This window comes from Selenomonas sp. AB3002, from assembly GCF_000702545.1.
In the GTDB taxonomy this organism is placed as follows: Bacteria; Bacillota; Negativicutes; order Selenomonadales; family Selenomonadaceae; genus Selenomonas_B; species Selenomonas_B ruminantium_A.
Genome location: NZ_JNIO01000007.1, coordinates 20,101 through 45,269 on the forward strand (window position 1 = coordinate 20,101; position 25,169 = coordinate 45,269).

At 50.6% G+C, this 25,169-nt stretch carries 25 protein-coding genes; 6 read left to right on the forward strand and 19 right to left on the reverse strand.

Going from position 1 to position 25,169, the window contains the following annotated elements:
* Positions 1 to 62 precede the first annotated feature (62 nt).
* The gene (gene budA / locus P159_RS0105885) at positions 63 to 890 is read right to left on the reverse strand and encodes an acetolactate decarboxylase (protein ID WP_029542344.1); all 828 of its coding nucleotides are present in this window, start codon (positions 888 to 890) and stop codon (positions 63 to 65) included.
* A 206-nt stretch (positions 891 to 1,096) separates the two neighbouring features.
* Here budA and P159_RS0105890 point away from each other — a divergent pair, with 206 nt between their 5' ends.
* Positions 1,097 to 1,339 carry a hypothetical protein gene (locus P159_RS0105890; RefSeq protein ID WP_029542346.1) on the forward strand — a complete coding sequence of 81 codons (243 nt, stop codon included), beginning with the start codon at positions 1,097 to 1,099 and terminating at the stop codon, positions 1,337 to 1,339.
* 91 nt (positions 1,340 to 1,430) lie between these two features.
* On the opposite strand, the gene P159_RS0105895 is transcribed toward P159_RS0105890, so the two are convergent.
* Both P159_RS0105895 and P159_RS0105900 read right to left on the reverse strand, forming a co-directional pair.
* Complete coding sequence (locus P159_RS0105895; protein WP_051650183.1) at positions 1,431 to 2,549, reverse strand: HAD family hydrolase; 1,119 nt, start codon at positions 2,547 to 2,549, stop codon at positions 1,431 to 1,433.
* Between the two features lie 39 nt (positions 2,550 to 2,588).
* Entirely contained in the window at positions 2,589 to 3,515 is a 927-nt protein-coding gene (locus P159_RS0105900; RefSeq protein ID WP_029542349.1) for a hypothetical protein, read from the reverse strand.
* A gap of 200 nt (positions 3,516 to 3,715) precedes the next feature.
* On the opposite strand from P159_RS0105900, the gene P159_RS0105905 reads away from it, so the two are divergent.
* Together P159_RS0105905 and crcB are read left to right on the forward strand one after the other, a co-directional pair.
* Positions 3,716 to 4,405 carry a hypothetical protein gene (locus tag P159_RS0105905; RefSeq protein WP_029542352.1) on the forward strand — a complete coding sequence of 230 codons (690 nt, stop codon included), beginning with the start codon at positions 3,716 to 3,718 and terminating at the stop codon, positions 4,403 to 4,405.
* A gap of 560 nt (positions 4,406 to 4,965) precedes the next feature.
* Positions 4,966 to 5,358 carry a fluoride efflux transporter CrcB gene (gene crcB, locus P159_RS0105910; protein WP_037376999.1) on the forward strand — a complete coding sequence of 131 codons (393 nt, stop codon included), beginning with the start codon at positions 4,966 to 4,968 and terminating at the stop codon, positions 5,356 to 5,358.
* 360 nt (positions 5,359 to 5,718) lie between these two features.
* Here the strand turns inward: crcB and P159_RS0105920 are convergent, their stop codons facing one another.
* Together P159_RS0105920 and P159_RS0105925 are read right to left on the reverse strand one after the other, a co-directional pair.
* The gene (locus tag P159_RS0105920; protein WP_217634598.1) at positions 5,719 to 6,297 is read right to left on the reverse strand and encodes a sugar O-acetyltransferase; all 579 of its coding nucleotides are present in this window, start codon (positions 6,295 to 6,297) and stop codon (positions 5,719 to 5,721) included.
* Positions 6,298 to 6,462: 165 nt separating this feature from the next.
* On the reverse strand, positions 6,463 to 7,386 hold the full coding sequence (locus P159_RS0105925; RefSeq protein ID WP_051650184.1) for an alpha/beta hydrolase: 924 nt from the start codon (positions 7,384 to 7,386) through the stop codon (positions 6,463 to 6,465).
* A 466-nt stretch (positions 7,387 to 7,852) separates the two neighbouring features.
* Here P159_RS0105925 and P159_RS0105930 point away from each other — a divergent pair, with 466 nt between their 5' ends.
* Positions 7,853 to 8,314 (forward strand): C-GCAxxG-C-C family protein, encoded by a 462-nt coding sequence (locus P159_RS0105930; RefSeq protein ID WP_029542361.1) that lies wholly within the window; start codon positions 7,853 to 7,855, stop codon positions 8,312 to 8,314.
* Positions 8,315 to 8,369: 55 nt separating this feature from the next.
* Positions 8,370 to 9,761, forward strand: coding sequence for a protein O-GlcNAcase (locus tag P159_RS0105935; RefSeq protein WP_051650185.1), 1,392 nt, complete (start codon positions 8,370 to 8,372; stop codon positions 9,759 to 9,761).
* 96 nt (positions 9,762 to 9,857) lie between these two features.
* Here the strand turns inward: P159_RS0105935 and P159_RS0105940 are convergent, their stop codons facing one another.
* The 6 genes from P159_RS0105940 to P159_RS0105970 all read right to left on the reverse strand — a co-directional run bounded on the left by P159_RS0105940 (position 9,858) and on the right by P159_RS0105970 (position 15,366).
* Positions 9,858 to 10,154 carry a hypothetical protein gene (locus P159_RS0105940; protein ID WP_185753663.1) on the reverse strand — a complete coding sequence of 99 codons (297 nt, stop codon included), beginning with the start codon at positions 10,152 to 10,154 and terminating at the stop codon, positions 9,858 to 9,860.
* Positions 10,126 to 10,977, reverse strand: a complete 852-nt coding sequence (locus tag P159_RS0105945) for a formate/nitrite transporter family protein (RefSeq protein ID WP_029542368.1) — start codon at positions 10,975 to 10,977, stop codon at positions 10,126 to 10,128. Before P159_RS0105945 ends, P159_RS0105940 begins: the two co-directional genes overlap by 29 nt.
* Positions 10,978 to 11,057: 80 nt before the next feature.
* Positions 11,058 to 11,804, reverse strand: a complete 747-nt coding sequence (locus P159_RS0105950) for an alpha/beta fold hydrolase (protein WP_051650186.1) — start codon at positions 11,802 to 11,804, stop codon at positions 11,058 to 11,060.
* Between the two features lie 281 nt (positions 11,805 to 12,085).
* Entirely contained in the window at positions 12,086 to 12,757 is a 672-nt protein-coding gene (locus tag P159_RS0105960) for a hypothetical protein (RefSeq protein WP_029542372.1), read from the reverse strand.
* A gap of 27 nt (positions 12,758 to 12,784) precedes the next feature.
* Positions 12,785 to 14,317 (reverse strand): FAD-dependent oxidoreductase, encoded by a 1,533-nt coding sequence (locus tag P159_RS0105965; protein WP_051650187.1) that lies wholly within the window; start codon positions 14,315 to 14,317, stop codon positions 12,785 to 12,787.
* A gap of 194 nt (positions 14,318 to 14,511) precedes the next feature.
* Positions 14,512 to 15,366: an alpha/beta hydrolase gene (locus tag P159_RS0105970; RefSeq protein ID WP_185753640.1), complete on the reverse strand. Its 855-nt coding sequence runs from the start codon at positions 15,364 to 15,366 to the stop codon at positions 14,512 to 14,514.
* 343 nt (positions 15,367 to 15,709) lie between these two features.
* Here P159_RS0105970 and P159_RS21180 point away from each other — a divergent pair, with 343 nt between their 5' ends.
* Positions 15,710 to 15,838, forward strand: a complete 129-nt coding sequence (locus P159_RS21180) for a hypothetical protein (protein WP_318253518.1) — start codon at positions 15,710 to 15,712, stop codon at positions 15,836 to 15,838.
* A 91-nt stretch (positions 15,839 to 15,929) separates the two neighbouring features.
* Here the strand turns inward: P159_RS21180 and P159_RS0105980 are convergent, their stop codons facing one another.
* The 8 genes from P159_RS0105980 to P159_RS21185 all read right to left on the reverse strand — a co-directional run bounded on the left by P159_RS0105980 (position 15,930) and on the right by P159_RS21185 (position 25,082).
* On the reverse strand, positions 15,930 to 17,417 hold the full coding sequence (locus P159_RS0105980; protein ID WP_318253519.1) for an FAD-dependent oxidoreductase: 1,488 nt from the start codon (positions 17,415 to 17,417) through the stop codon (positions 15,930 to 15,932).
* A 316-nt stretch (positions 17,418 to 17,733) separates the two neighbouring features.
* Complete coding sequence (locus P159_RS0105985; protein WP_185753641.1) at positions 17,734 to 18,906, reverse strand: hypothetical protein; 1,173 nt, start codon at positions 18,904 to 18,906, stop codon at positions 17,734 to 17,736.
* Positions 18,907 to 19,046: 140 nt separating this feature from the next.
* A complete protein-coding gene (locus P159_RS0105990) occupies positions 19,047 to 19,487 on the reverse strand; it encodes a nicotinate-nucleotide--dimethylbenzimidazole phosphoribosyltransferase (RefSeq protein ID WP_029542382.1) in 441 nt (146 codons plus the stop codon).
* A 288-nt stretch (positions 19,488 to 19,775) separates the two neighbouring features.
* Complete coding sequence (locus P159_RS0105995; protein ID WP_029542383.1) at positions 19,776 to 21,404, reverse strand: DUF4127 family protein; 1,629 nt, start codon at positions 21,402 to 21,404, stop codon at positions 19,776 to 19,778.
* Positions 21,405 to 22,341: 937 nt separating this feature from the next.
* Positions 22,342 to 22,686: a type II toxin-antitoxin system HicB family antitoxin gene (locus P159_RS0106005; RefSeq protein ID WP_051650190.1), complete on the reverse strand. Its 345-nt coding sequence runs from the start codon at positions 22,684 to 22,686 to the stop codon at positions 22,342 to 22,344.
* Between the two features lie 12 nt (positions 22,687 to 22,698).
* Positions 22,699 to 22,956 carry a toxin HicA gene (locus tag P159_RS0106010; protein ID WP_029542387.1) on the reverse strand — a complete coding sequence of 86 codons (258 nt, stop codon included), beginning with the start codon at positions 22,954 to 22,956 and terminating at the stop codon, positions 22,699 to 22,701.
* Positions 22,957 to 23,137: 181 nt separating this feature from the next.
* The gene (locus tag P159_RS0106015; RefSeq protein WP_029542389.1) at positions 23,138 to 23,521 is read right to left on the reverse strand and encodes a C-GCAxxG-C-C family protein; all 384 of its coding nucleotides are present in this window, start codon (positions 23,519 to 23,521) and stop codon (positions 23,138 to 23,140) included.
* A gap of 157 nt (positions 23,522 to 23,678) precedes the next feature.
* On the reverse strand, positions 23,679 to 25,082 hold the full coding sequence (locus P159_RS21185) for a M15 family metallopeptidase (protein WP_072004124.1): 1,404 nt from the start codon (positions 25,080 to 25,082) through the stop codon (positions 23,679 to 23,681).
* Positions 25,083 to 25,169: the final 87 nt, after the last annotated feature.

Genomic DNA, 25,169 nt, shown 5'->3' on the forward strand with positions numbered 1-25,169 from the left:
GCAGCTATGAGGCCGCCCGCAAGGGCGTTTTTCCAGTTTGCTTATCAACTGATTACAAAATTTTATTTATTCATATCTGACTGTGTGTCCTGCTCGGCACTTCTTATGTCTTTGCTCATATCCTTGGCCAAATTCATTTCATGGAACTCTTTATCATCATGGAGTATCATGGTGAATTTATCCGTCTTGTCAAATTCTACGATTCCCTGCTTCAGGGAAAGCTCCAGAATATGTCCCCCCTGCTTCCTGTCGTCGGAAATGAAATGGAAATGCCAACCGGTACTGTTCAGCCCGCCCATATAATTGGGACAGTAAAGGCCTACAAGAGTCCCCTTGATATTTTTAGCAGTGAACTCCGTCTGCTTTCCCTTGAGAGCTTCCACCAGAGTAGGATAGGGCTTCTGGCTGCCGTACTCGCTGCGGAAGAGCACATAGGAAAATTCCGTGTGGAGCTTTATCATGTAGAAGCTGTTTTCCCCGCACTTCTTCACCTCGTCGTTCAGGATTTTTTCGAAAGCCGCCTTGTCCTTCACCTCTGACAGCCGGACAGAAATATCATTGTCAAAATATGTCACGGTAGCATAGGGAACAGCTTCTTTGTCGTCAGCCACTACCACCCGGCCATCTCCCAGGGCCTGATAGACCGTGCCGTCCAGCATGATCATTTCCCCATTCAGCCCTTCAAAGGTGCCGATGCCGACATCACCCAGAGAGCGCATATCCCGCACCTTGACCGTGCCGCCAAAGTATCCCTGTGCCAAAGACTGCAAAAGCGCCACCTGATTCAGGCTCTCACGCTCTGCCACAGCCGGTGAGGCATAACCAACGCTGCCGAACATAAGGCCAGCCATCATAGCCAGAGCAAGCTTCTTTTTAAGTTCTGTCTTCATAAACACTTTCCTTTCCGCATACTATCTCCGTGCATAATCTATAGGAATGTATTCGTCAAAAACAGTTTTTTCCCCTTCTAAAATCCCTGCCGCTGGCGCAAAAACAGGAGCATTTTTTCTGATACTTCTAATAGCATCTTAATGCTTATATGGTACCATAAACCAGTCGTATTTTATCTTTGATTTCAGAAAATGAGGTGTTATTTATGCAGAACAACCGCGATGCAGAAATCCGCAGCGACTGGTCAGCAGCCCTGGCCTCTGTGGAGGAAGGTGAGGAACTGTCCATGGACATCGGCTGGGGCTTCACTGATGAGGATATCAAGGAGCTGGCCAGGCTGCACAAGGCCAGGCAGTACCAGGAGAAGATTGAGTGTCTGCTGGTAGACTGCAACTTCATCACCGCTGCCTGTGACTTCGGCGAAGGAAGATATGAAGAGTATCTCTAAGACAACCATTCGCCCAGAAACAGCGGAAGGACAAGGGGGATGTTTCACGTGAAACATCCCCCTTGCTGTATCTTTGTCCTTGTCTTTTAGTTTATTTATCTGCCCGCTTTACGTTATCCCCGTAGATGGTCTTGAAGTCATCCTTCATGGACACGGGAATCCAGCCGTATTTCTCACAGTCAGCCCGCATCTTGTCAGCCTTGGACTGGCTGCCCAGCTCACGGTCAAGATCATCACAGCAAAGGGCGAAGGCCAGGGACTTGTATTTGTTCCCCGTGATGGTGTAATTGAACATGCTGGAGTCACCAGAGGAATTGCCGAAAGCCAGCACTGGCTGCTGACCGATGTCACGGGCGATGTTGTCCACCTTGTTCATCTTGATATTCTTCAGAATGAACTCACCTCGCAACACTTCATCATTTTTCTGATAGACATATTCAAGGCCGTCTTTCCCCTGCTGATGGGAGGCCAGCCAGGTGATATCCGTGCCGACGATACGATCCTTGGGAATCGGCAGCACCCCATCTGACAGTATGCGCAGAATCTGACGGTCAGTGCCGGAGACGATAAATACTTTGAAATCATTGGCGGTGAGGTAGGATATCACCTCCACCATTGGCAGATAAAAGGCCTCCCCCCACTTAAGATTCGTCAATCCCTCCGTGGGAGTCTCCATGAATTTCTTCACGTAAGCCTCATACTCCGGCTGGGTCATGCCGGCAAATACCGAATTCTGGGAAACAGCCTGCTGCCTGTCCATGCCGCTAGGCATCTTGCTCTTGGCATCAGGCTTGGGATTTGGGATGCCGACGGTTTCAATAGCCTTCTTCACTTCCTCTGCATAAGCCTTATCCTCGGCTTTAGGCTTGAAGGTGGAATCATTCAGGGCCCTGTCCAGATACATCATCCACTCAAAATAAGAAGGAGCAGTCTCGCAGATCAGCGTCCCATCCAGATCAAAGACGGCAATGCGGTCTTTCTGGGGAATAAAATTCTTGCTCTTGGGATTGGTAACATCCTTCACGAAGCTGGTAAGCTGCTGGTATGGTACACCCTCTTTGTTCCAATATTTGAAGTTCGTTCCCTTCTTGTTCACAGAAATCTGGGCCAGCTCCGCCCGGGTGGCTGCCTGAGAAACAGGCAGCTCCGCCATGAAACCGAAACCAAGGGCAGCCGCCAGGACACAGGCAGCGATTTTTTTCTTATACATCATTAAAACCTTCTTCTTTCCATATCAAACATCAAACTCTTAATTTTGTGCTTCCAGCGCCGCATACCAGTCTTTCATGACGCCCAGGGCCTCAGCATGCTCCTCCACGGGGATAGCCTTGTAGGTGGCTATCTCTGTGCCGTCCCTTTTCTCAAGCACATACGTCTCGCCCTTGCGCTGGAAGAAAAATAATTCCACCTTCTCATCTGGCAGGCTCAGCTTCACAGAATCTCCCCTGTGCTTCACCTTTTCTTGTACCATCTCAAAGGTATTGCCGTACAGCAGCTTTTCGGCAAAGGGCTGTGCTGCCACTCCCGCGCCAGGCAAAGGCGCCGTCTCCCTTTTGGCCAGGGAATACTTCACTGGGCGGTAGCTGAGATTGGCCAGATAGATGCCAATGTTGCTGTTGTCAGCCGTAATAGCCGTAAGGCCGGGATTATCCTTCAGGAAATCCGGACGCACAGAGTAGGTGGACCAGGCGCAAAGGGTGTGCCACTGGTTCTGGTCCCGCTCCATGGCTGCCGGCGTCTCGCGCATATAGCGTACATCCGTAGGGTGATAATAGATGTAGTAATTGCCCCTGCCATCCTGGGCAAAAAGCTCCCTGCCGGACATCTCCCCGCAGAGGATATCGTGAAGCTCTGCTTCGCTGACCTTGCCTATGGCAAAGAGCCAGCCTGGCCCGTAACTGCCATACCCCATCTTTTGGGCGGCCTCCACAGAGGCCTTCTCCGACACGGAAAATATCCTGCCAGCCTCCTCAGGGGTGGTGCTCGTCATGACCAGCTGGTCATAAACCTTGGGGATTCTCAGACGCAGGCCGTCATTTTCATAAAAGACTGCCCCCTGCTGCACCTCCTGATGGGACGCCTCCACCAGGTCCAGCTCTGCTGCCTCGCAGCCGCTCCAGGAAAAGCTCAACGCACAAGCTGCAAAAACAGCAGCTGTCAGCTTCCTGTATTTCATCCTCCTCATCCTTTCCCTCTAATCCACGCTCATATATGTGAGATATTCTACAAAGGAAAATTTTCTCCTTCAAAATCAATGAATCTCCACCTCACCTCTAAGCGCTTTCTAATGATGCGGTGGTATGATGCTCATGTCGCTGGCAGCCAGTGCCAGCACGAACCGCAGTCATATATACAGCAGCAAACGGAGGTTAAACTATGAACGAAGAAACGAGTTTCATGACATCAATCTATTTCTACGTCTATATGGCCCTGATGATGGGGCTGATCTTCCTGCAGCCGCCCTTCACCCCTGAGCTTTTGATTCTCGGCTTTGGCGCAGGCTTCTATCTGGAAGGCCGCAGGAAAAATGGCTGGCGCAGTGCTGCCATCGAATGGCCTGAGGAGTTTTCCTTCCTTTCCACCTGCTATTACAACTGCCTGCTGATTCTCAAGCTGGGCACTATCCTCTGCATCGCCGCAGCCCTCTATCTGGTGCAGGGAGGTGTGTTCAACATCCTTCAGGATTTCCCTCTGATGACGAAATTATTCATGCTCATGAGTTTCTGGCTGCCTTCTACGGCAGGTGTGCTGTCCCTCTGCTGGATGCTCCATGACAGATGGGCTAAAAGAGCAGGCAGCACCACCATCGCTTCCCTGCATCCCCCCTTCACCCAGGCAGGTCTCAGAAGCAGCTTCCGCACCTGGAGCTGGGTGATTGTCGTCCTCTATGCCATTCTTTCCTGCTGCACCCTCTGGCTTTATCAGACCTTCTTCCACATCATTGATATCCCCCTGGCTGTGACAGCCTACACCATCTTCTACGCCCTCTATATTCTCACCCTGCTTTATATGTTCTTCCATTACAAGAATATGCTTCCCGCCATGGCACCCTCTGCCGAAGCATAAGATCATACGCACCATCAAGGGGATGTTTCACGTGAAACATCCCCTTTAACTATGCAAGTGCAAGATGCCTGCTACTTCAGGAGCTCTCCCTTATCATTTAATTACAGTTACGGAGGCTGCCGGAACAATGTTCCTAAATTCTTTTCCCTCTTGCCTGCCCCTGCTGTATGGGAAGAGACCTTAAGCTGCAGCCTGCCGTCTCCAGTGGAAGAGCCTGCACATACTTAGCGAAGATAGCAGGAAAACGCCGGGAATCTGGTACGACAAGGACTTCTTCAATAAAAAAAGCTATGGCAAAACAAAGGCCATAGTAGTATAATACATGTAAAGAGAGCACCGCCTAGCGGTCGCCCCAAGACGAGTTAACTACATAAAAGAGCAACCGCCCAGAAGTTGTCAGCTAGAGGCGGTTATTTCTTTGCAACGACAAGAATCAATAGTACCAGTAAGAGTATAATGATTGAGTCATTCATATTGCAACGCCCCTTTCCGGAGCGAATTTTACCGCCAAACGATGCTCGTCAGCAAGCATATCACAAGAGGGATCAAACAAAAGGATTATGAGCAATTATTTTTTCGTCTTTATCGGCGGCGGCCTTGGTGCCGTCTGCCGCTACATAGTCACCACCGCCGTAGGCATGCGCTTCGGCGTTCACTTCCCCATCTGCACCCTGGCAGTGAACGCCGTGAGCTGCTTCCTGATGGGCTTCATCATGGGCCTCTTGCTGCCCCTGGCCCAACGCCTCCACCTGTTGCCGGAGCAGCTGCGCCTGCTCCTGACGGTAGGCTTTCTGGGTGGATTCTCCACTCTCTCCTCCTTCGGCATGGAAACCCTGACCCTCTTCCGCGGCGGCAGCCACCTGCTGGCCGGGCTGAATATCATAGCCACCATGGCCGTGGCCCTGGGGACAGTATACCTTGGCTGGCAGGCAGCCGCACTTATGCAGAAATAAGGAACTGTATATTGCACAAAGGGGAATGTTTCACGTGAAACATTCCCCTTTGGTATTTGCTAAAAAAAGCGCCTGCATCTTCGCAAGCGCTTTCCTCAACTGTAGAGATTTCTTGGCAGGCGTGGCGTACTCCTGCATCTCTCGGGTTTCCCCTGTCTAACCATCGGCGTGTGGATGCCACGAAATTGTCCACCTCAAAGAATCTCTACCCTTGCCTATATTATATTGCTGATGCCCAGTTAGAAGCTTTCTATGAGAAGTTTATGTCCAAGTTGCCGGAGTCCATGCAGCGCCTATTGCAAGCGGTCTGAGGATTTTATCTCTTGAGATATACGGTTTTCAAGGAGCCGTTAGTATTTTCTATGTGGGAAGTTTGAGAACATCATTTTCCAAATCACGGACTTTTTTGGCTGGTACTCCAGCCACCAATGAATTATCCGGCACATCTTTAGTAACGACAGCACCAGCCGCAATAACCACGTTATTCCCAATAGTAAGCCCTGGCATAATCGTCACATTACCGCCAATCCACACATCATTTCCAATGATGATAGGCTTTGCTATGGCACAATGCGCACGACGCTTTGCCGGGGACAACGGGTGCCCCACTGTAGCAATAAGCGTATGCGGTCCTATCATCACATTATCTCCGATTCGTACTTCTCTATTGTCGAGAATGGTCACATTATAATTGGCAAAGAAATTATCTCCGACATGGATGTTCCCTCCATTGTCGCAATGAAAGGTGGGAAGAACCACCGGGCTTTTTCCCGCACTTCCGAAAAGTTCCCGAATTGCAGCCTCCCTTACCGCCGTTTCTGTCATGTCTATGCCATTGAGCTTCTGGCACCCCTTTACAGCACGGAACTTTCGTCCGCGCACTTCCGGCTCCGTGAAATCGTATTCAAGCCCCGCATCCAGTTTTTCCGCTTCTGTCACAAAAATCCCTCCTAATCCATTGATTCCAGTAAAAAAATAGCACATCGAAGGTGTCCATGGTTTTGGACAACGGCATGATGGTGGCCACAGTTCCAAAGCTCTTTGAAAGTTGCACTTATACCATCATCCATTTCCTGCTTCAGCAAATCCAAGCAACAGGAAAGATTATTGCTTCATATATGTTCCCAAAAAGGCAAATACCCGCTCAAAATACTTCTGGGGATCTGTCTTTTTGGAATCAGCATGTCCTGCTCCGGCCACAATGTATTTCTCCTTGGCAGGCGCTGATGAGGCTTCGTATAGTTTCTCCATCATTTCGCAGGGTACCAGTTTATCGGCATCGCCATGTATAAACAGCATGGGCACCTCGGTATGGACAATACTGCGCAAGGGTGCTGCATCCGAAATAGCTGCCCCCGTCTTCATGGGACTGACAATATCCACACAGTTCATCACGGGAAATTCCGGCAGGCCAAACAGTTTGTCCAGCTGCACCGTAAACATATCATAGGCGCTGGTGTAGCCACAGTCTTCAACGGCTGCCACTACATTTTGCGGATGTTTGGCCGTAGTCATCATCACTGTAGCTGCCCCCATGGAAATCCCATGCAGGGCAATCTGCGCGGTTTCATCCTTCTGGGCAATCTCTTTTGCCCAAAGGGCGATATCATCGCTCTCCTTTACCCCCATGGTAAGATATTTTCCCTCACTCAAGCCGGCAGCGCGCAAATCCGGCGTCAGCACATGGTAGCCGCGCTTTATGTACTCGGCAGCGTAATCCCAGACAAAGCGCTGATTGCGCCCATAACCATGCACCAGGATGGCCCAACGCCTGCTGGGTTCCTCTGGTGCGAAATGAGTTGCCACCAGTTTTAAGCCATCCTGGGAGGTTATCATCCATTGTTCATTCTCAGCTTGCGGTTTAGCCGGAGCATCCAAGCCCGGCTCCACAATTGCTGCTGCCGCTTCTGGTATAGCCGTGGGATCTTCAGGATTGCCCCGCAGCAGGGCATAGTCTACAAAGCCACTGCCTATAAAATAGCCTGTTCCTCCCAACAATAACAGAAGTATGATGCACAGGCTCCCCAAGATTTTTTTGCTCCTGTTAATATTTCTCACTCCTCAGGACTAGCAGAAAGGGGCTGTGATAGCGCAGCCCCTATTTTGCATGATATGAATTCTTTACATCAGCTTCTGAATTGGGAAGGTGAAATAAGTGTCAGGATATGGCTCATTCTTCAAGGTAAAATGCCACCATTCCGTGTCCAGGGGCTAAAAACCATGCCTGAGCATTGCCTCACGCAGAATCATGCGGTTCTTGAACTGCACCGACCAAAGAGGCTACAATAAGTTTCTTTTTGATGTCAAATTTCATTTCTGTCATCCTCCATCACACCACATCCATACACAGGCGTTATTCTATCTACACTTTCCTTTTTCCTGCAACCCCTTCTTTACAATACAACCGAGCAGGAAATTCAAGCCATTCGTTGAATTCTTTAAACAGAACATACAACTGTAAATTTAAGCAGCAAAAATTACGGGGAGACCAACCATGAATACTGAACAATCTATTCGTGCCCAACAGGCTAAAGACAACTTCAATTCCGGCTACAACTGTTCACAGTCTGTGCTGCTGGCTTATGAAGACTATCTGCAGGAAAAGGGATTGGACCCCAAGACTGTATTGCGTATGGCATCGCCAATGGGAGGAGGAATCAGCCGCCTCCGCGAAGTATGCGGTGCCGTCTCAGCACTTTGCTTATTGATTGGTTTAACAGACGGCTATTACACGCCTGACGATGAAAAGAAAAAGGCTCTGTACAGCAAAGTACAAGAGCTCGTCCTTCAATTTCAAGAATCCCATGGCTCTATAATCTGCCGGGAGCTATTGGGCTTAGAACAGAAGCATGACCATCCCACACCATCTAAGCGTACAAAGGAATATTACGCAGAACGCCCTTGCGCAGATTTTTGTGCAACAGCAGCTGCGATTTTTGAAAAGAATTATCTGTAGAAATAAGCTATACTGAGCATAAAATACATCTGAGCGGTCTTCAAGGAGGAGCGTTATGAAAAAGAAACTTTTTCACACCATGGCTTTGACAGGACTTATGATTACGGCCAGCATGACCCAGACTATGGCTGCGCCCATTCCCCTTCGCGGTATTGTCGAGGGCTTTTACGGCACTCCCTGGTCACAGGCAGATAGGCTGGACATGATGAGATTCTGCCATCAGGAAGGGTTGAACGCCTACATCTATGCTCCTAAGGATGACCCATACCACAGGGCCAAATGGCGGGAATCATATCCCCAGGAAAAGCTGGCAGAGCTCAAGGCCCTCATAGACGAAGCACATAAACAGCAGGTAAAGTTCATCTTTGCCGTTTCCCCCGGATTGGATATAAGATTTTGGGGAGAAGCTGGCAACAAAGACCGTCTTGCCATGCAGGAAAAGCTCACCGCCATTTATGATCTGGGGGTACGGGACTTCGCCATTTTCTTTGACGATATAGAAAACAAGGACGCCAAAGGCCAGGCAGCTTTCCTGAACTGGCTGGAAGATAATTTCGTCAAAAAACATGCGGATATAGCTCCTCTCATCACCGTCCCCACCGAATATTTCCGGGAGGATATGACAGAAAAAGGTCAGACCAAGCCCTATACCCATGATTTTTCCACAGAGCTTGACAAAGACATCCTGGTGCTCTACACAGGTGAAAAAGTGGTGCCTGACGGCCTGAAGGACGAGGATTACCAAAAGGCCAATGCCCTCTACGGACGCAAGCTGGGCCTTTGGTGGAATTATCCCGTCAGCGATTATCTGGAGGCCAAGCTGGCCCTAGGGCCCATTGAAAAACTGCCCCATAGGAAAACCCTGCCGGCCATCTTTTTCAATCCCATGAAATATGCAGAGCTCTCGAAAATCAGCCTCACCACGGGAGCCAAGTATGCCAGACATCCCCACAGCTACAGGTCACAAAGAGCCTGGAAGCAGTCCATCAAAAAGGGATATGGCACTCTTGCCCCTGACATGACCAGATTCGCCGACCACTCCCAGCACATGAAAGTCAGCTGGGCTGAAATAGGCCCGGAAGATGGGAAAAAACTGCGCACCCTTGCTGATGCCTACTGGCAGGCCCGTCAGAATGGGAATCAACGCAAAATAGCCAAGGCCCAGAAGAAGCTAAGCAAGGAGCTGCAACAGCTGGATGTCTCTTTGGAAAATCTTCTGGCCTCTCTGCCGCCGGAAAAACTTGACCAGTGCCGCCCGCAACTTGAGCAGCTGCGACGCATCGTCCGGGCAGACCTGCTGGGGCTCTCCCTCCTGGCAGGAGAACAGGAGAAAGCCGAAAAATTCTCTCAGACCCTGGCAGAAGTAAAAAGCCACGAACAGGAAGCTATCATCTCAGAGAAAAGTGCCCGTGCCCTACTGACAGAAATAGAAGCAGCCCTGCACTGACGAAAGACACTCAAAAAACTCGTCCCAGCCAAATTTTCATGGCTGAGACGAGTTCTTTTGTTTTGTTCAGGCATCTCAATCCCCGTTGAAACTGCTTTACAAAATTAGGGTAGACATAGTCTTCAGACGATGGTCGTTGGGGCTGAAGGGCTCAGCTGGGGCATATAAATAACCCCCAGGATGTTTCTCAAAAGAATATTTAAGGCATTTCCAAACCTCCTCTGATAGCGTTGGGTATTGTTTTTTCAACTCTGCCCGGGATACCAGGCGAAAGCCCTTATAAGGCCATTGTTCCAGTTTTGCCGTAGGCAAAACCTCCTCTTGGCCTTTCAACGAGGCGGGAGATATTATTTTTATCCTGCTATCACTTGCGAGTTCTTCTTTTTTTCTCAACCTTCAGTTCCTTGGCTACCTGATAGTAAACCAACAACGTAAAAATACCTGTGCCGCCAATAATATTGCCAAAACCGCAGGGAATAAGGAAGCGGAATAAGTAATCGAAGAACTCCGCTTCCTCTGCCATAACTACATAGGCCATTTCGCAGGAACCCACCACTACATGGGCAAAATCTCCCAATGCGATAAAGTAGACCAGGAACATAATCATGACAAACCTAAAATATTTCGTCTGGGGAGAAATCCACACTATGGCAGCAATAAGAATCCCTGCCGGAATACCGCGCAAAATATTTTCTATGGGGTTCAGTTTCATCACATTCACGGCTACATCATGCATTGCTGCTTCGATTTCAGGTGACAGGGTATAGGGACTGGAATAAAAGGCAGCAGCTATGGCCGTACCTACAATGTTGAAGAAAAATACTGTGGCCCATAAGCGGACTACCTCACCAAAGCGTGTCCATGACCATTCGCTTAAAAGCGGAATTATGGTAGTAATGGGATTTTCCGTAAACAGCTGCATACGTCCCAGAATGACGATGATGAATCCTACGGTATATCCCAAACAGGACACCAGCGGTTCCATGGGAGAGGCTCCCATGTGCATATGAAAAATGGAGCGAAACAAAAAGGAAAAAGAAACCAAAATGCCGGCAGCCAATCCCGAAAAAGCCAAGGCCTGAAGAGGACGAGCCAGTTCTGCCTCCCCTTCTTCCCTGATGATATTATAAATCAAACGCGGCGGCAGTGGCGCATGTTCGTGAAGCACCACCTGTTCATTTCTTGGCAATTCACTGACAAAGTCTTTCTTTTCCATCTATATGCTCCTTCCATTGTAACTGTTCAGTCCCCCCTCTTGGAAGACTGAACAGTTACCACCACGTCTAAAGTTCATAATCAAAGCGTATCTAAGAAATTGCTTATTTTCTCAAAAACAGCCTCCCGACCTTCCATCAATGGAAGCAGATGCTCTGCTCCATCAAGTAAAGCCACTTCCTTCCGGCTGCTGCCAATATGCTCGCCGATATAGGGGGCACTTTCAACTGATGCCATGGTATCGGCTTTCCCATGAATGATTAAGGACGGAGCTGTAATTTTGGGCAGGCAATTTTTGCTGCGCTCTATAACTTCAAGAAGATCATAAACAGAAAGAAGGGGAATTTTATCATAAATCAAATTGGCGGCCGGGGGAACATTCACCAGGTTCCGTTTATTCTCAGGGGTGAAATCTGAAGATGTCAGCATTTCCTTGGGGGGCAGGGCAGAAATGCCCTGTTCCTGGGCAATGAAAATAGGAGCCGCTAATGTGACCACCCCTTTTACCTGTTTTTCCGCTGCCAAAATAAGCCCCAGGCTTCCTCCCATGGAGGCGCCGATTACTACAATATCTCTATCCAGGCCACACAGGACATTATAACCATCCCGTACAGCATTCAGCCAATCATCAGCATTGGTGCGGAGAAGGTCTTCTACCTTTGTGCCATGCCCGGGAAGTCTTGGCGCAAGCACTGCATATCCTTTGGCTGCCAGAAATTTCCCCATTGGCCAAAGCTCGGCGGTATTGCCAGCAAACCCCTGCACCAAAAGCACGGCTTTCTTTTTGCCATCTCCGGGGAGAAAGAATGATTCTGCTCCTTTAATCATCAAGTTACTACCTCCATATTCATTTCTTCCCCTACCAAAAACTCCGTAACTTTCTCACGAAACAGCTTATAGTACGGGAGCTCCATAAGCATGGCATGAGCTGCCCCGGGTATAATCTCCAGCCGCGAGTCTTTAGTATGATGCACAGTTTAGGTACGGCATGGGAATATCTAGGGCGGGATGCTGTAGATTTTGTCATCGCGACCAGTAAAAGTCAACGAACCCCCATTTCAAATGGGGGTTCAATGATTTAGATACCATGTCTTTGGAATCGTCGAACGTTACGACAACTGCTTCATCAGCCAATCGTGAATGGCTTTGTTATCTGCCTGACCATCTGCTGTATTCTCGTCAAGGTAAGTTGCCTTGAAATAGCTGGGCAGTTCTTCGTCAATGAGCTGGACAGCCCAGGCGCCTTTATTCTCGCCTATGCCGTAAATGGCATCCTTGTTGACGCCATAGTTATTGCGGACATCCTTCAAGAGTCCCCGAAGGACCTCCATGCCAGTCGGACTGGACAGGCGCCCAATCTGTGCCTCGCTATCTTTCGTGGACTGAATAGTCAGCACGATTACATACTGCTGGTTTTTCTCCAGTTCGTCCACCCAGGCGCTGACACCGTCCGGCTGCTTCAGCAGGGCCTTGCCATCCGTCTCGCCGTTCACATCATTGATTACCACAATCAGGGGGTAAGACTTGCTGGAATCATACCAGCGCGGCAGACAAAGCTGATATGACAGTTTCGACTGAATGGCTTCCGAGCTTACAAAACGCTGGGAAGCAGGCAGCTTATCCTCTGCCGAATCCTGGCCAGGCCCCACCGGCGTACCGGTATGGGTCTCCAGGGCCTCTGGGCTGGCAGGACGGAACTCCGCATGGGCCATGGAACCAAAGCCAAAGCCGAAGCTGAATGCAGCAATGGCAAAAGCCGTCACGATTTTTTTCTTTTGCATGATAATGACCTCCCTAGTCTTTTCCTTTTATTTGCTCACATAACTGCGCATTTCCTCGGGCATCTCTTCCCACTTGATTTCACTCACCGGAATCCCTTTGGAAAGCCCCCAGGCGGCAGCAATGCCTGCTGCCTCGCCCATGCTCATGCAGGTGGGCTGGATGCGGAAGGAAGCCTGGGCAGCGAAGCTGCCGCTGGCACAGCGCCCCACCACCAGCAGGTTGGAGATTTCGTTGGTCACCAAGGCACGGTAGGGGATTTCGTAATACTGTCCCTTTTCCAGCTTCTTGAAGAGATCCAGCTTCACATCATGGATATCAATGGGATATGCCGTACGGCAGACAGCATCGGGGAAATGATGTGCCTTCAAGTAATCCTCAGCATCCATATAGTATTTACCATGAATACGCCAGGACTCCCGTACACCCACCATGCTTGCTTCGCGGCTGATATAGGCTTTCTCAAAGCCGGGGATGTTCTTGATGAAGAATCCGGCCAGGCGGCGCATCATCTTCCGGCCGAAGGTCACAGACTTGCTGTAGGATATTGCATCTGTAGAGCTGAAGCTCAGCGGTGGCATCTCCGGGCAGTTCATGGACATTACAGTGGGCTTGCCCGGAATCGCAAAAGCCTGGATGTACAGGATATCATCATCTGTCAACTCGCCCCGGGCCACACCATCCTTGAAGAATGTCTCATTCTTTTTCCACTTCGCAAACTCAAAGAATGGTGCTCTTTTCTCCTTCAAGGCCTTATCGAAAATCTCCTTCAGATCCTTTGAATAGTCATCCTTCAAAGCTTTAGTAAAGAATTTGTGAACCTTGTCCACATCAATACCGCCCATTTCAAAACGCAGGCTCATTGGCTGATTCCGTCCCGTCGTTTCTGAGCCTTTTTCCGCAGGAACCCCCGCGAACCGTGAAAGCAAGGCATCTCCCGTGCCATCTATGAATGTCCTTGCCTGTATGCTGGCCAGCCCCTCCGGGGTCTGGACTACACAAGAGACAATCTTCCCCCCGCTGGTCACGGTGCCTGCCAAGGAAGCATTGTAGAGGATCTCTACCCCAGCCTCTTCGCACATTTCATCGTAGACATAGGAAAGATATTCCGGCACATATTGTGACCTGCCGCCGCCATAATAGGTATTAGTAGTTATGCCAAGGGAGGTCGAGGCCCCCTGTTTTTCCATGCGCTGGTTCAAATCCGTGATATAGGGCGTATCACTGCCATCCACAAAGGTAGGCATGCAAGGGAAGACACAGCCCTGGGTGGCCAGTCCGCCCAAGGAAATGCCACGCTCCACCAGGACAACTTTCACCCCTTTGCGGGCGGCGCTGACAGCAGCCGCCGTGCCAGCCGCACCGCCGCCGACTACGCAGACATCCGCATTGAAAAGCACGGGAAGCTCTGCATTGCTGAAATCCATCGTCTGTATCATGGAAGAAGCAGCCGCTGCTTTTGCCCCATTATCATTGAGCCCCAGCACCGTTCCAGCTGCGGCCAGGCCCATCAGCTTCATGAAATTGCGCCTGGATATTGGGATTGCAAATGATTTCTCCATAAACCTACCTCCGCTGCACCTCTATCACACTACATCAATACGCAGATAATATTCTATCTACATGTTCATTTTTCCTGCCTGCCCTTGTTTTACTATGCAGCTTTTTTCTCTCCATTTTTCTGCTGTCGTAAATCAAAACAACAGGGCGATAACTTCATCGTCCACTTGCGATGAAGTTATCGCCCTCTCTGTGGCTATGGCCTCATATATGTTTCCAAAAAGTCAAATACCCTTTGGAAATACTCCTGGGGTACAGTCTTTTTGGCATCGGCATGTCCTGCTCCAGCCACGATGAATTTCTCCTTGGCAGGGGCTGATGAGGCGGCGTATAGCTTCTCCATCATTTCACAGGGCACCAGTTTATCGGCATCGCCATGTATGAACAGCATGGGCACCTCGGTATGGACAACACTGCGCAAAGGCGCTGCATCCGAAATGGCGGCCCCTGTCTTCATGCGGCTGACTATATCCACACAGTTCATCACGGGAAACTCCGGCAGACCAAACAGTTTGTCAAGCTGCACCGTAAACATATCATAGGCACTGGTATAGCCGCAGTCTTCAACGGCTACCACTACATTTTGCGGATGTTTGGCCGTAGTCATCATCACCGTGGCTGCACCCATGGAAATCCCATGCAGGGCAATCTGCGCATTTTCATCCTTCTGGACAATCTCTTTTGCCCAAAGGACGATATCATTGCTCTCTTTTACCCCCATGGTAAGATATTTCCCTTCACTTAATCCGGCAGCACGCAAATCCGGCGTCAGTACATGGTAGCCTCGCTTTATGTACTCAGCTGCATAATCCCAGACATAGCTCTGATTGCGTCCATATCCGTGCACCAGGATGGCCCAAAGCCTGCTGGGCTTATCTGGTGAAAAATGGGTTGCCACAAGCTTTAGGCCATCCTGGGAGGTTATCGTCCATTGTTCATTTTCTGCCTGTGGTTTAGCTGGAGCCTCCAAACCCGGCTCCACAATCGCTGCTGCCGCTTCAGGTATAGCCGTGGGATCCCCTGGATTGTCACGTAGCAGAGCATAGTCCACGAAACCGCTGCCTATAAAATAACCTGCTCCCACCAACAATAGCAGAAGTATGATACACAGACTCCAAAAGATTTTTTTGCTCCTGTTAATTTTTCTCACTCCTCTAAAAACGCAGCTTCTATCCCGTCTCGTTGTGGCAAAAAAACCTGATATCCATTATGTTCAAGCACTTTTGTTATCTGTAGATTATTTTGTGGGGACCAGGGCCTCAATGCCTATATCTACGCCCCTAAAAATGACCCTTATCACAAGGACCGCTGGCGGGAACCCTACCCCAAAAACCAGCAGAAAAAAATGGCAGAACTGGCACGAACGGCAGACAAACACCACGTGGAGCTAATCTTTGCGATATCCCCTGGAATTCACTGCCCATCAAAAGACCGCCCGCATTTCCGACGGCACCGCCAGGGATTTTCTGGTGGAAGCTATAGGCTATGTGGAAACCGGCACACGCAAGACAAATGGCAGGTAGGACGTATTGAAAAAGGGCAGGTATTCCATCCTTATGCAAGGAATGGGACACCTGCTTTTTTCACCAAGTTGCAGCTGTTCAAGTTTAGCGATTATTTACTTACATAACTGCGCGTTTCCTCAGGAATCTCTTCCCATTTGACTTCATTCACCGGGATTCCCCTGGAAAGTCCCCAAGCCGCTGCAATGCCTGCGGCTTCGCCCATGCTCATGCAGGTAGGCTGGATACGGAAGGAAGCCTGAGCGGCGAAGCTGCCACTTGCACAGCGTCCCACCACAAGCAGATTGGAAATCTCGTTGGTCACCAAGGCACGATAGGGAATCTCATAATACTCGCCCTTTTTCAGCTTTTTGCTGAGGTCCAGATTCACATCATGGATATCGATGGGATACGCCGTCCGAGCCACTGCATCGTGGAAATGCCTGGCATCGATATATTCCTTATCTGTCATGTAATACTTACCACGGATGCGCCATGATTCCCGAACTCCCACCATACTTGCTTCGCGGCTGATATAGGCCTTCTCAAAACCGGGGACGTTCTTGATGAAGAATCCTGCCAGACGGTGCATCATCTTCCGGCCGAAGGTCACAGCCCTGCTGTATGAGACGGTATCCGTGGCACTGAAGTTCAGTGCCGGCATCTCAGGACAGTTCATGGATAATACGGTGGGTTTGCCGGTAATCGTAAACGCCTGAATATACACAATATCATCCTCGGTCAGTTCACCCCGGGCAACACCGTCCTGAAAGAATTTCTCGTTCTGTTTCCACTTCCAGAACTGAAGGAATGGCCGGCCTTTCTTCCTCAGAGTGTCTTCTGCCAGTTTGTCGAAAGGACCTCTCTCTTTTACCCCCTTTATAATGAACTGATGATAGAGCTTGCCCATATCAATGCCGCCCATTTCAAAACGCAGGCTCATGGGCTGGTTGCGTCCTGTCTTTTCTGAGCCTTTTTCCACAGGAATACCCGCAAACCGTGAAAGCAATGCGTCTCCCGTGCCATCGACAAAGGTCTTTGCCTGTATCTTTGCCAATCCCTCAATGGTCTGGACAACACAGGAGACAATCTTTCCTCCATCAGTCACCGCCCCCACCAATGAAGTGTTGTAAAGGATATCTACCCCCGCCTCTTCACACATTTCATCATAGACAAAAGAAAGATATTCAGGCACATATTGTCCTCTGCCACCACCGAAATAGGAGTCAGTATCCACTCCAAGGAGCGGCGGCACCCCCTGTTTTTCCATGCGTTTGTTCAGATCCGTGATGTAGGGCGTATCGCTGTCATAGCAATAAGTAGCCATACATGGGAAAACACAGCCCAAGGTGGCCAGCCCCCCCAGGGAAATGCCTCGCTCCACAAGAACAACCTTCGCTCCTTTTCGCGCAGCGGTAACAGCAGCCGCAGTCCCCGCTACGCCACCACCAACCACGCAGACATCGGCATCAAAGAGTACGGGAAGCTCCGCATTATCGAAATCCATCGTAGATATCGTTGGCGAAGCAGCCTCTGCTTTTGCGGCATCCCCCTTGACTCCCAGAACAGTCCCGGCCGCTGCCAGACCCATCAGTTTCATAAAACTGCGTCTGGACATCGGGATTGCAAATGAGTTACCCATAATACACTACCTCCAGTTCTTGGATGGACGGATGGGTGTACATTCCTGCCCATCAACTATTCCCTTTTGGCCTCGAACGATGATGAAAAGGTTCTTGGCCCCTGCAACAAGATTGACAGGCGGACCATTGCCGGAAAGCGCAGGCTCATGGCCCGCCAAAAGGCTACTTCGAAGTTTTTTTCAAGACTTGCAAAAGCAGCCTGCTGCTTCGTAAGGAGTATTATCATTCGCAGTAAATTTCATCAACTATACATTACTTTCAATTGCGCATGTTTCACTTCCCCATGTGCAGAGTCTCCTCTATCTCCTTCTGCAACACCGCCATGGATGCCTTTATCTCCAACGTACGTCCAGCGGTAAGGCGTCCTAGTTCCTGGCGGTAGACTGAGGTCATCTCATGGAGCAGGCCGGCAATGCTGCTTTGGGTGTCCTGGGCATCCTGGGAGGAATTGCCGGAGAGCAGCAAGTAGTTTTCCAGCAGGGAAAGGGTTTCTTCGTTCCAGTAGGTCACTACTTTTCTGGCACCTATGACCTGGGAATCCGATGCCCCAAGGGAAACGGCGCACTGTATCTCCTTCAGAACCTTCAATATATCCTCCACATAGCGCCTCACGCTCCTGTCGGAGATTTTCGACCTCTGCTCCTCTATGGCCTTGAGCTGTTCTTTCAGCCTGGTCCTGATTTCACGGCAGTAATCCCGGTAGTCAGGCTCTGACTGTACTGGTACAGGCTCCGGCTCAGCGGCCTCCTCTTCTACTGCCCCGCGCAGCTGCCCCCGCTTCCACAGCAGGTAATAGGGCAGGGCTCTGGCGTGGCGCTCCTTCAGGTCTTCCCACTCACCCAGCATCTGCCCGTAGACTCCTTCGGAAAATTTATCTTTGGGAGGATGAGCCCATAAGTCCAGTGTTCGGCGGGGTATTTCCTCCCCGTAGGACCTCATGAAGAGGTGCTCCAGATTGCTGCAGAGCAGGATGAAGATGATCAGCAGGACATTTTCCTTCAGGAACTCATATACAAAGGGAATAAACCCCAGCATGAGGACGAACAGCCCCCAGCCCAGCACATTGATGAAGATGCCTTCCATTTCCATGGCCAGGAAGCGCCGGGGAATAGGCTTCAGCAAGTTTTTCGCCGTCTGCTGCATCTTCCTGTTCCAGAGCTCAAGGGCTTCTTCATAGGTGGCGGCGCTGCAGGCAAAGACATTCTTGTACAAGCCCTGGGGCGCAATCTTGTAAAGCTTCTCCCCCTTGGAGGAGCCCAGCTTCACATCCTTCATGGCGCAGATAAGATACTGCTCTTCCTTCCGCGCTGCTTCCAGATTCTCAAACAAGCCTATATCCGAGCCCGTCAGCAGGTCATAGGGACAGATAAAGCGGTCATGCTCCCTGGCATACGCCCGCAGGAAGTCCCCGTCCCCCAGCAGCTTGAACTGATTCCACTTCTTCACGTCCTCACCTCCCCTGCAATTCATCCTGCTAGAGATATTCTCCGAAGGGTTGTTTTTTCCTTCTATATAGGTGGGCACAAGAAAAGTCCTGCAGATGTTTCACGTGAAACATTTGCAGGACTTCCTTTTATAGCAGCTCCTTAGCAGCTTTGCGCCATCTTCCCCATGATTTCCTCCATCCTGCCCATGTGGCGGGCGGTGTAGAGAATGGTCTTCAGGAGGGTCAGTCCCAGGACAGCACCTATGCCTTCTCCCAAAGCCAGGCCAGCCTGCAGGGGGACATCCTCTGCCTTGAGGCCTCCCAGTTCCAGCGCATATTTCATGCCTGGTTCCCGGGAGAGGTGGGAGGAGAGGGCCACCTGGCTGACCTGGGGATTGTTCTTCGCCGCACAGGCAAAGGGCACTGCCGCCATGACCCCGTCCCAGCCGTTGGGCAGCATGGGACCGGCCATGACCCGGGCCATTTCAAAATGCGGCGCAGCCAGCGCCCATAGATGAATTGGTTTCAGCACCCGTGTCAGATTTTCTTCCCGGGCTTCCGGCGCCTTCGCCGTAATTGCCCCTGCATGATTCGCACTCATAATAACCCCTCCCATTTCATTCAGTCATCCAGTCATTTAGGCAAAAGGAGCCGACAGGCAGGGAATCTCCCCTGTCCGTCGGCTCCTTTGCCGCGTCTATATGTATATCACGGCCCAAAAAAGGCGCTGACAGAGAGCCTCCTTTGGCTCCCCGTCAAGCGCCTTTGCTTGTGCCGGAAATTATGTTGCTATGATACTATACAAAAACAGTCTAAGTCAAGCCGTTTTTAATGAAATACTGTATACTTTCCTGAACATCTGCTTCAGCTGAGGAACACGCTTGCCTTCTCAGCGCTTATCCTCATCCTTCAGCACCACTTTGGCATCGCACTCGAACATGCGGTTCCAGGGGAAATCCACCTGCACTTCCTGCACCTTCAGCCCCCAGGGGAAGCAGAGGTTTCTCTGCAGGAAATCCTTCAGCAGGGCAGCAGTCTTTTCCCGGGCAGGTTCCAGTTTCGCATCCAGCTTGCCATAGCCCCCTTCACCCGGCCAGCCGCCCAGCATATTGGCCACCTGCTGGCGGACATTAGCCTGGTAAGCCCAGTCATCCACATAACGGGTAAAGAGCAGGTCAGCTATATCTTCCTTGCTCATCTTATTCGCCAGGGAGGCAGCTCCCAGAAGGAAGCCGCTGCTGTTGGTGGCGGTGTTCCAGCCGCCATAGCCCTGCAGCCGGAACTGCAGGCCGTCCTTCCTGAGGCCTTCCAGCAGGGCATTATCAGCGCCATTGCCATAGGCAATATCTGCCACGGCCACGGGATACCCCTTCTGCACATAGTCATTTACCTTTTTGACAAAGTCTTTGGTCCCCTTGCGGAATTTCGTCGTATTCACAGGAAAGTTTGCCTCTGAGGTCTTGCCGTCTGGATTGGTGCTGACCAGCAGTACCAGGTCGGCCCGTTTGGGATCATTTACGGGTATGCCCCCCAGGGCCGCAATGGCCTTTTCCACAGAATCGCCGATTTTCTCATTGGTGTAGGTAGGGATAGTCTCAGCCCCCTTGCCCTTGGCATACTCCGCATAGACAAAGGGCACATCCCGGAGATTATCATGGATAGCCCGGGATACCATCAGCATGCCCAGCTCATCTGCCCCAGAGGTGACCACGGAGCGTGTCTTGCCCAAGGTCTCCCCCAATTCTTCCAGATGACGACTCTCACGATGGGTTTGGGAGGGCACGGCGCTGTCATCGCAGCCCAGCAGGAAATAGTTGAACACACCAGCCTCAGCCATGGTCATGAAGCGCTCATTGGCATCGTAATTCTTGGCCCGGCGCTGGAGCCAGTCATCCAGGTACTCAGCGGGAATCTCAGCCTTGAGCTGCGCCAGCTGCTTCTTTTCCTGACGTGAAAGTCCCTGCATTTCCTCCTTGTCCAACAGGCCGGTGTATGCATAAATCTGCCTGCCATAGGTCTGGTAATAAGCCGGGTCCTCGCTGGAATAACCGTCTCCCCGGGGAGTTCTCATAATGGTGCCGAAGGCATAGAGGGGCAGGCGCTTGTGGCTCTCATGAAAGGCCTTCAAGGCCTCCGCCCGCTCCATGATTTTCTCTGCGGTGAGGTCATGCTTGCGGGAGCCAACCAGGCTGCCATAGAGCATGGCATCAGTAGAAACCACCGCCGCCTGCGCCCCCGGAGAGTTTTCCTCCAGCCATTTCAGCAACTCTTCCGGGTGCCCGTAATCCTTGATACCCCCCAGCATCTCCTTGGGCGGCACCAGCACCTTATACCCAAGTTTTTCCGCCACCTCCACCGTCTGGCTGTCATTCACGGGACGGTTGTCGATGGGAATGTAGACAATCTTCTTCCCAGCCCCCGGCCCCTTGACGTTCACCTCAGCCGCCGAAGCCGCCGGCATCATGGTCATAGCCCCCAGGCAAAAAGCCGTCAACGCTCCTAATAATCTTTTATTCAAATCAATACCCCATTTCCATAAATGTTTCACGTGAAACAAAATTTATCCAACACACCTTTAATACTATAACATAATTATCTGAAAGAATGTTTCTTTTTGCAGAGGAACTACGGTAAAACTTATATATTTGAGCTAAAATCAAACGAAGAGGCACATATAGAACAGACATAATATATATATGCGCTCCCCCCCCTCCTTTACAGTTGACAAACTCTAAGAAAAATAATTTTACAAATCCAGAAAAAATGTCTTGCGGGGGGGTAGATGTAGTACAATGGTCCCATCTTAAACATGAAGCATTGAATTTTACTAAAAGCTGCTACTTAGATACCAGAGGTATACACAAGTGGCAGCTTTTTTTTTGCAGAAAATGTCATCGCCGCACCAACAGCTACTCCCGTAGCCCATGCCAAAATAAAATGGGGTGCAGCTGCAGGTGCTATTTTAGGAGGTATCATCAATAATAGCACCGGCCACTCCAGCTCCGGGAACAACGGTGGACTTTTCGGCGGGCTGTCCAACCAGAAGCACACACATAAGAACCTTTCCAGCGAAGAAAAGCTGTTCATGTTGGCTGTGGAGGAAAATGACTTTGGGACAGTTCAGCAAATGCTTGATGCCGGAGTGGATATTAATCGTGCTTATTCGCTATCAGCTCAACCGAAAAGGTAGCACCTTTGCTTATCAGGACGTTTACGAAGAATCTCCTATGAAACTTCTGCCTGACCTTCAGTGAGAAACCACCTAACAACAAGATCACTACCACAATGCAAAACCCGCTCTTGCACAAACGCCAGGAGCGGGTTTATTTTTTCACTGTTTTTACATGTTATCGCCAAATCTCGGTTCAATGGCAATACGTTCATAGAAATTACCTTTGATGCTCGACAGGAACAACCACTCAGCGATATATTTTATCTTATTTCCCCACTCAGCATCATGCCTGAACCTGGCTGATATACTTAGCAGCGGCCTCTTCCACCACCGCATTCAGGGATTTGCCTGCCTTATGAGCGTAGGCAGCCAGCTGGCGATGAATCTGCGGGTCAATCCGCACATTGAATCGTCCCTTATATTCCTTATCCGGCACCTTGCCTAGCTCCTGGCAAAATGCCAGGTAATCATCAACGGCCTGATGGAATTCATTCACAACTCCCTTGGCATCATCACATTGGAAGTCAACATAGTCATTTATTCCAGCTACTATGCCATGAAGGACTTCTGAATCTGCATCATACTCGATTTTAGCATGATAGCCCTTATACTCCAGCACCTGCATCATACGTCCTCCTCTTCAGATATCTCCTGACCTCTGCAAAGAGAGCATCAATCCCTTCACAGCTGCTACACACATAACTGGTGACGGATGTGGCTTATGCAGCAATATCACCTTGCCATCCGACTGTCTGGCAAAACAGACACGAGAACCGGAGGTCTTTCCTTTGTTATACTCCACATACCCCAGCTTCTGCAACAAGCCTCTGGCTTCATCGTAAGTATAATCCTTAGGAATCCCCCGCAAACGTGCCTTGGCCTTCTCTAAACTACTCACCATCCAGCCTCCCCTAGTGCCTTCCTTGTAACTATTTTAGGACAATCTAGTGTTAATTGCAAGAATTCCTGTTGAAAACCCTCACAAAGTACCGCCTGCCTGACCATGTTTGATTAGTCCAGGAGAAGCGCAAAAGGGCCTGGTCTTAGAAAAGGCAGGTGGAGCTGTCGGTCATGGCGGTTTATATCCGCTTCTCCACCGCCATAGTGGCAATCCTCACGCAATCATCGCAGGAGCAGAGCACCTTGCCTGTGCCCACGCCCTTGAGCTCTTTGCAGATGGTGGCGCCGGCCTGTTCCTTGAACTCTGTGAGCATTTCCCTGGTCAGCATCTTGGTGGGCTGGCCGCTCTTGTTCAGCCAGCCAATGGTCATGGCAGCACCGCAGAGAGCTCCGCAGGTGGCCTCCATGCCTCCCATTCCGCTGCCGAAGCCGGAGCCCAGGGACAGCAGGTCCTCCTCGCTCATGCCGATCTCATCCTTGAAGGCCATCATCACTGCCTGAGCGCAGTTGTGTTTTTTCTTTAATTCCGCTGCCAGTTCGGCTCTCTTGGTTGTATTTTCCATGATAAACGCTCCTTCATAATATACACAATATAGCTAAATACAATTTTACTACCTATTCCCATCTGCAACAACCAGCAGTAAAATGCACAGCAGCCCTGCAAATGTTTCACGTGAAACATTTGCAGGGCTGTTTTCTTTTTGCTCGTCAGTAAAAGCCTTAGAGCTTCCCACCCAGATTCTCAAGGGTGTCGATTACTACCGCGCAGCCAGGTTCTACCCTCTGCATAAGGGCCCGCATCTTGTCTACCGGCAGAGATACACAGCCGCCTGTGTAGGGCTTGTTCACGCCGAAGCAGTGCATGAAGATGGCAGAGCCTGCACCAGGCTTTCCTTCCTCATTGTAGCTGATATTCAGGCAATAGAGGTAGTGGGGATTGTAGTCCACAATATGCTCGCTGTCTTCTTTGTTCAGATTGGGCAGCTTGCGGATGTCCACCATCTCGTTGTAGTGCATGCCAGGGCGGCTGTCCCCTGACCAGTAGATATTATCATCCACCTGGGTATAGGGCAGCTTGCATCCCGGGTCTTTCTCAATGCCAAAAGCCTTGGTGAAGTGGTAAGTGCCAACGGGTGTCTTGCCATCCCCCTCTTTGGTCTTGCCCAGGCCCTCCCTGCCAATGAAACCGGGAGTGGAAAGCACCTGCACCCAGTTGCCGTCACTGTCTTTCTCGTGCATGGAAATCCAGGCAGACTGATGGGCTACGCCTCCCACTACTACCATCTGTTTGGCAGTGGAGGCGGCAGGCAGCTTCGTCACCCAGACAGGGCTGTAGACAGCTTCCACAGCCCCCTGCACAGAGGCCTTGCCGCTGGGGAAGGTGAAATAGGTGTCAGGATATGGTTCATTGCGCAGGGTGAAATGCCACCATTTCGTATCAAGGCCTTTGAAACCATGACGGAACATAGCCTGCTGCAGGATGCGGCGGTTCTTCAGCTGCTCGGGAGTCAGGTCCCCCTTGAAGTCCGGGTGGGATCGCTCGCCGAAGTAGTCGAAGGTACCGCCCATATCCACTTCTTTTTCGGTATTCATATCGAAAAGGGTCAGGTCCACCGTGCTGCCCCGGCTATGGCCGGAGTAGGCAGCGATATAGCCCTGCTCAAAGAGCACATCCTTATTGAGGTCAGGATAAAAATACTCCTTCATGCGGGTATCTTTCAGGTTTTCCGCCCAGGCTTTGAAATGGTCCACGGCCATCTGGGGACGGTAAGCGTCGAAGATCTTCAAGCGATATCCTTTTTCCCTAAGCTCATCTGCCACATCCTTCAGGGCAAAGGCCGCTTCTTTGGTCATCAGGGCCACCGGCTCCTCATAGCCACGAATCCTGTCCCCTACGAAATTATAGGTGGAGTAGTAGCGGATTTCCTGTATCACATCCGGCACCACGTCTGCCAGCACCACAAAACCAGAAGCATCCGCCGGATTCACCGCCGCAGCCTCTGCCACCGCCACACAGCTGACAGGCAGAGGCATAACTCCCTGGGGCAGGAATCCACCGCCGCCTACCAGCAGGCTGGCAGCCAAAGCAGCTCCCGTCATTTTTTTTATATATCTGTTGTTCATGAAAAAACCTCCTTCCAGAATTGTGTCACACTTCTCTATTCTACATAAAACCCTCCATTCCTCCCCCGGTCTCACTTGCCAGGCAGG

Excerpts from the sequence above, each read along its gene's own strand:
- budA (WP_029542344.1), bottom strand. The coding sequence starts at position 890 with ATGAAGACAGAACTTAAAAAGAAGCTTGCTCTGGCTATGATGGCTGGC.
- P159_RS0105890 (WP_029542346.1), top strand. The coding sequence starts at position 1,097 with ATGCAGAACAACCGCGATGCAGAAATCCGCAGCGACTGGTCAGCAGCC.
- P159_RS0105895 (WP_051650183.1), bottom strand. The coding sequence starts at position 2,549 with ATGTATAAGAAAAAAATCGCTGCCTGTGTCCTGGCGGCTGCCCTTGGT.
- P159_RS0105900 (WP_029542349.1), bottom strand. The coding sequence starts at position 3,515 with ATGAAATACAGGAAGCTGACAGCTGCTGTTTTTGCAGCTTGTGCGTTG.
- P159_RS0105905 (WP_029542352.1), top strand. The coding sequence starts at position 3,716 with ATGAACGAAGAAACGAGTTTCATGACATCAATCTATTTCTACGTCTAT.
- crcB (WP_037376999.1), top strand. The coding sequence starts at position 4,966 with ATGAGCAATTATTTTTTCGTCTTTATCGGCGGCGGCCTTGGTGCCGTC.
- P159_RS0105930 (WP_029542361.1), top strand. The coding sequence starts at position 7,853 with ATGAATACTGAACAATCTATTCGTGCCCAACAGGCTAAAGACAACTTC.
- P159_RS0105935 (WP_051650185.1), top strand. The coding sequence starts at position 8,370 with ATGAAAAAGAAACTTTTTCACACCATGGCTTTGACAGGACTTATGATT.
- P159_RS0105945 (WP_029542368.1), bottom strand. The coding sequence starts at position 10,977 with ATGGAAAAGAAAGACTTTGTCAGTGAATTGCCAAGAAATGAACAGGTG.
- P159_RS0105950 (WP_051650186.1), bottom strand. The coding sequence starts at position 11,804 with ATGATTAAAGGAGCAGAATCATTCTTTCTCCCCGGAGATGGCAAAAAG.
- P159_RS0105960 (WP_029542372.1), bottom strand. The coding sequence starts at position 12,757 with ATGCAAAAGAAAAAAATCGTGACGGCTTTTGCCATTGCTGCATTCAGC.
- P159_RS0105965 (WP_051650187.1), bottom strand. The coding sequence starts at position 14,317 with ATGGAGAAATCATTTGCAATCCCAATATCCAGGCGCAATTTCATGAAG.
- P159_RS0105980 (WP_318253519.1), bottom strand. The coding sequence starts at position 17,417 with ATGAAACTGATGGGTCTGGCAGCGGCCGGGACTGTTCTGGGAGTCAAG.
- P159_RS0105990 (WP_029542382.1), bottom strand. The coding sequence starts at position 19,487 with ATGAGTGCGAATCATGCAGGGGCAATTACGGCGAAGGCGCCGGAAGCC.
- P159_RS0106005 (WP_051650190.1), bottom strand. The coding sequence starts at position 22,686 with ATGATGCAGGTGCTGGAGTATAAGGGCTATCATGCTAAAATCGAGTAT.
- P159_RS0106015 (WP_029542389.1), bottom strand. The coding sequence starts at position 23,521 with ATGGAAAATACAACCAAGAGAGCCGAACTGGCAGCGGAATTAAAGAAA.
- P159_RS21185 (WP_072004124.1), bottom strand. The coding sequence starts at position 25,082 with ATGAACAACAGATATATAAAAAAAATGACGGGAGCTGCTTTGGCTGCC.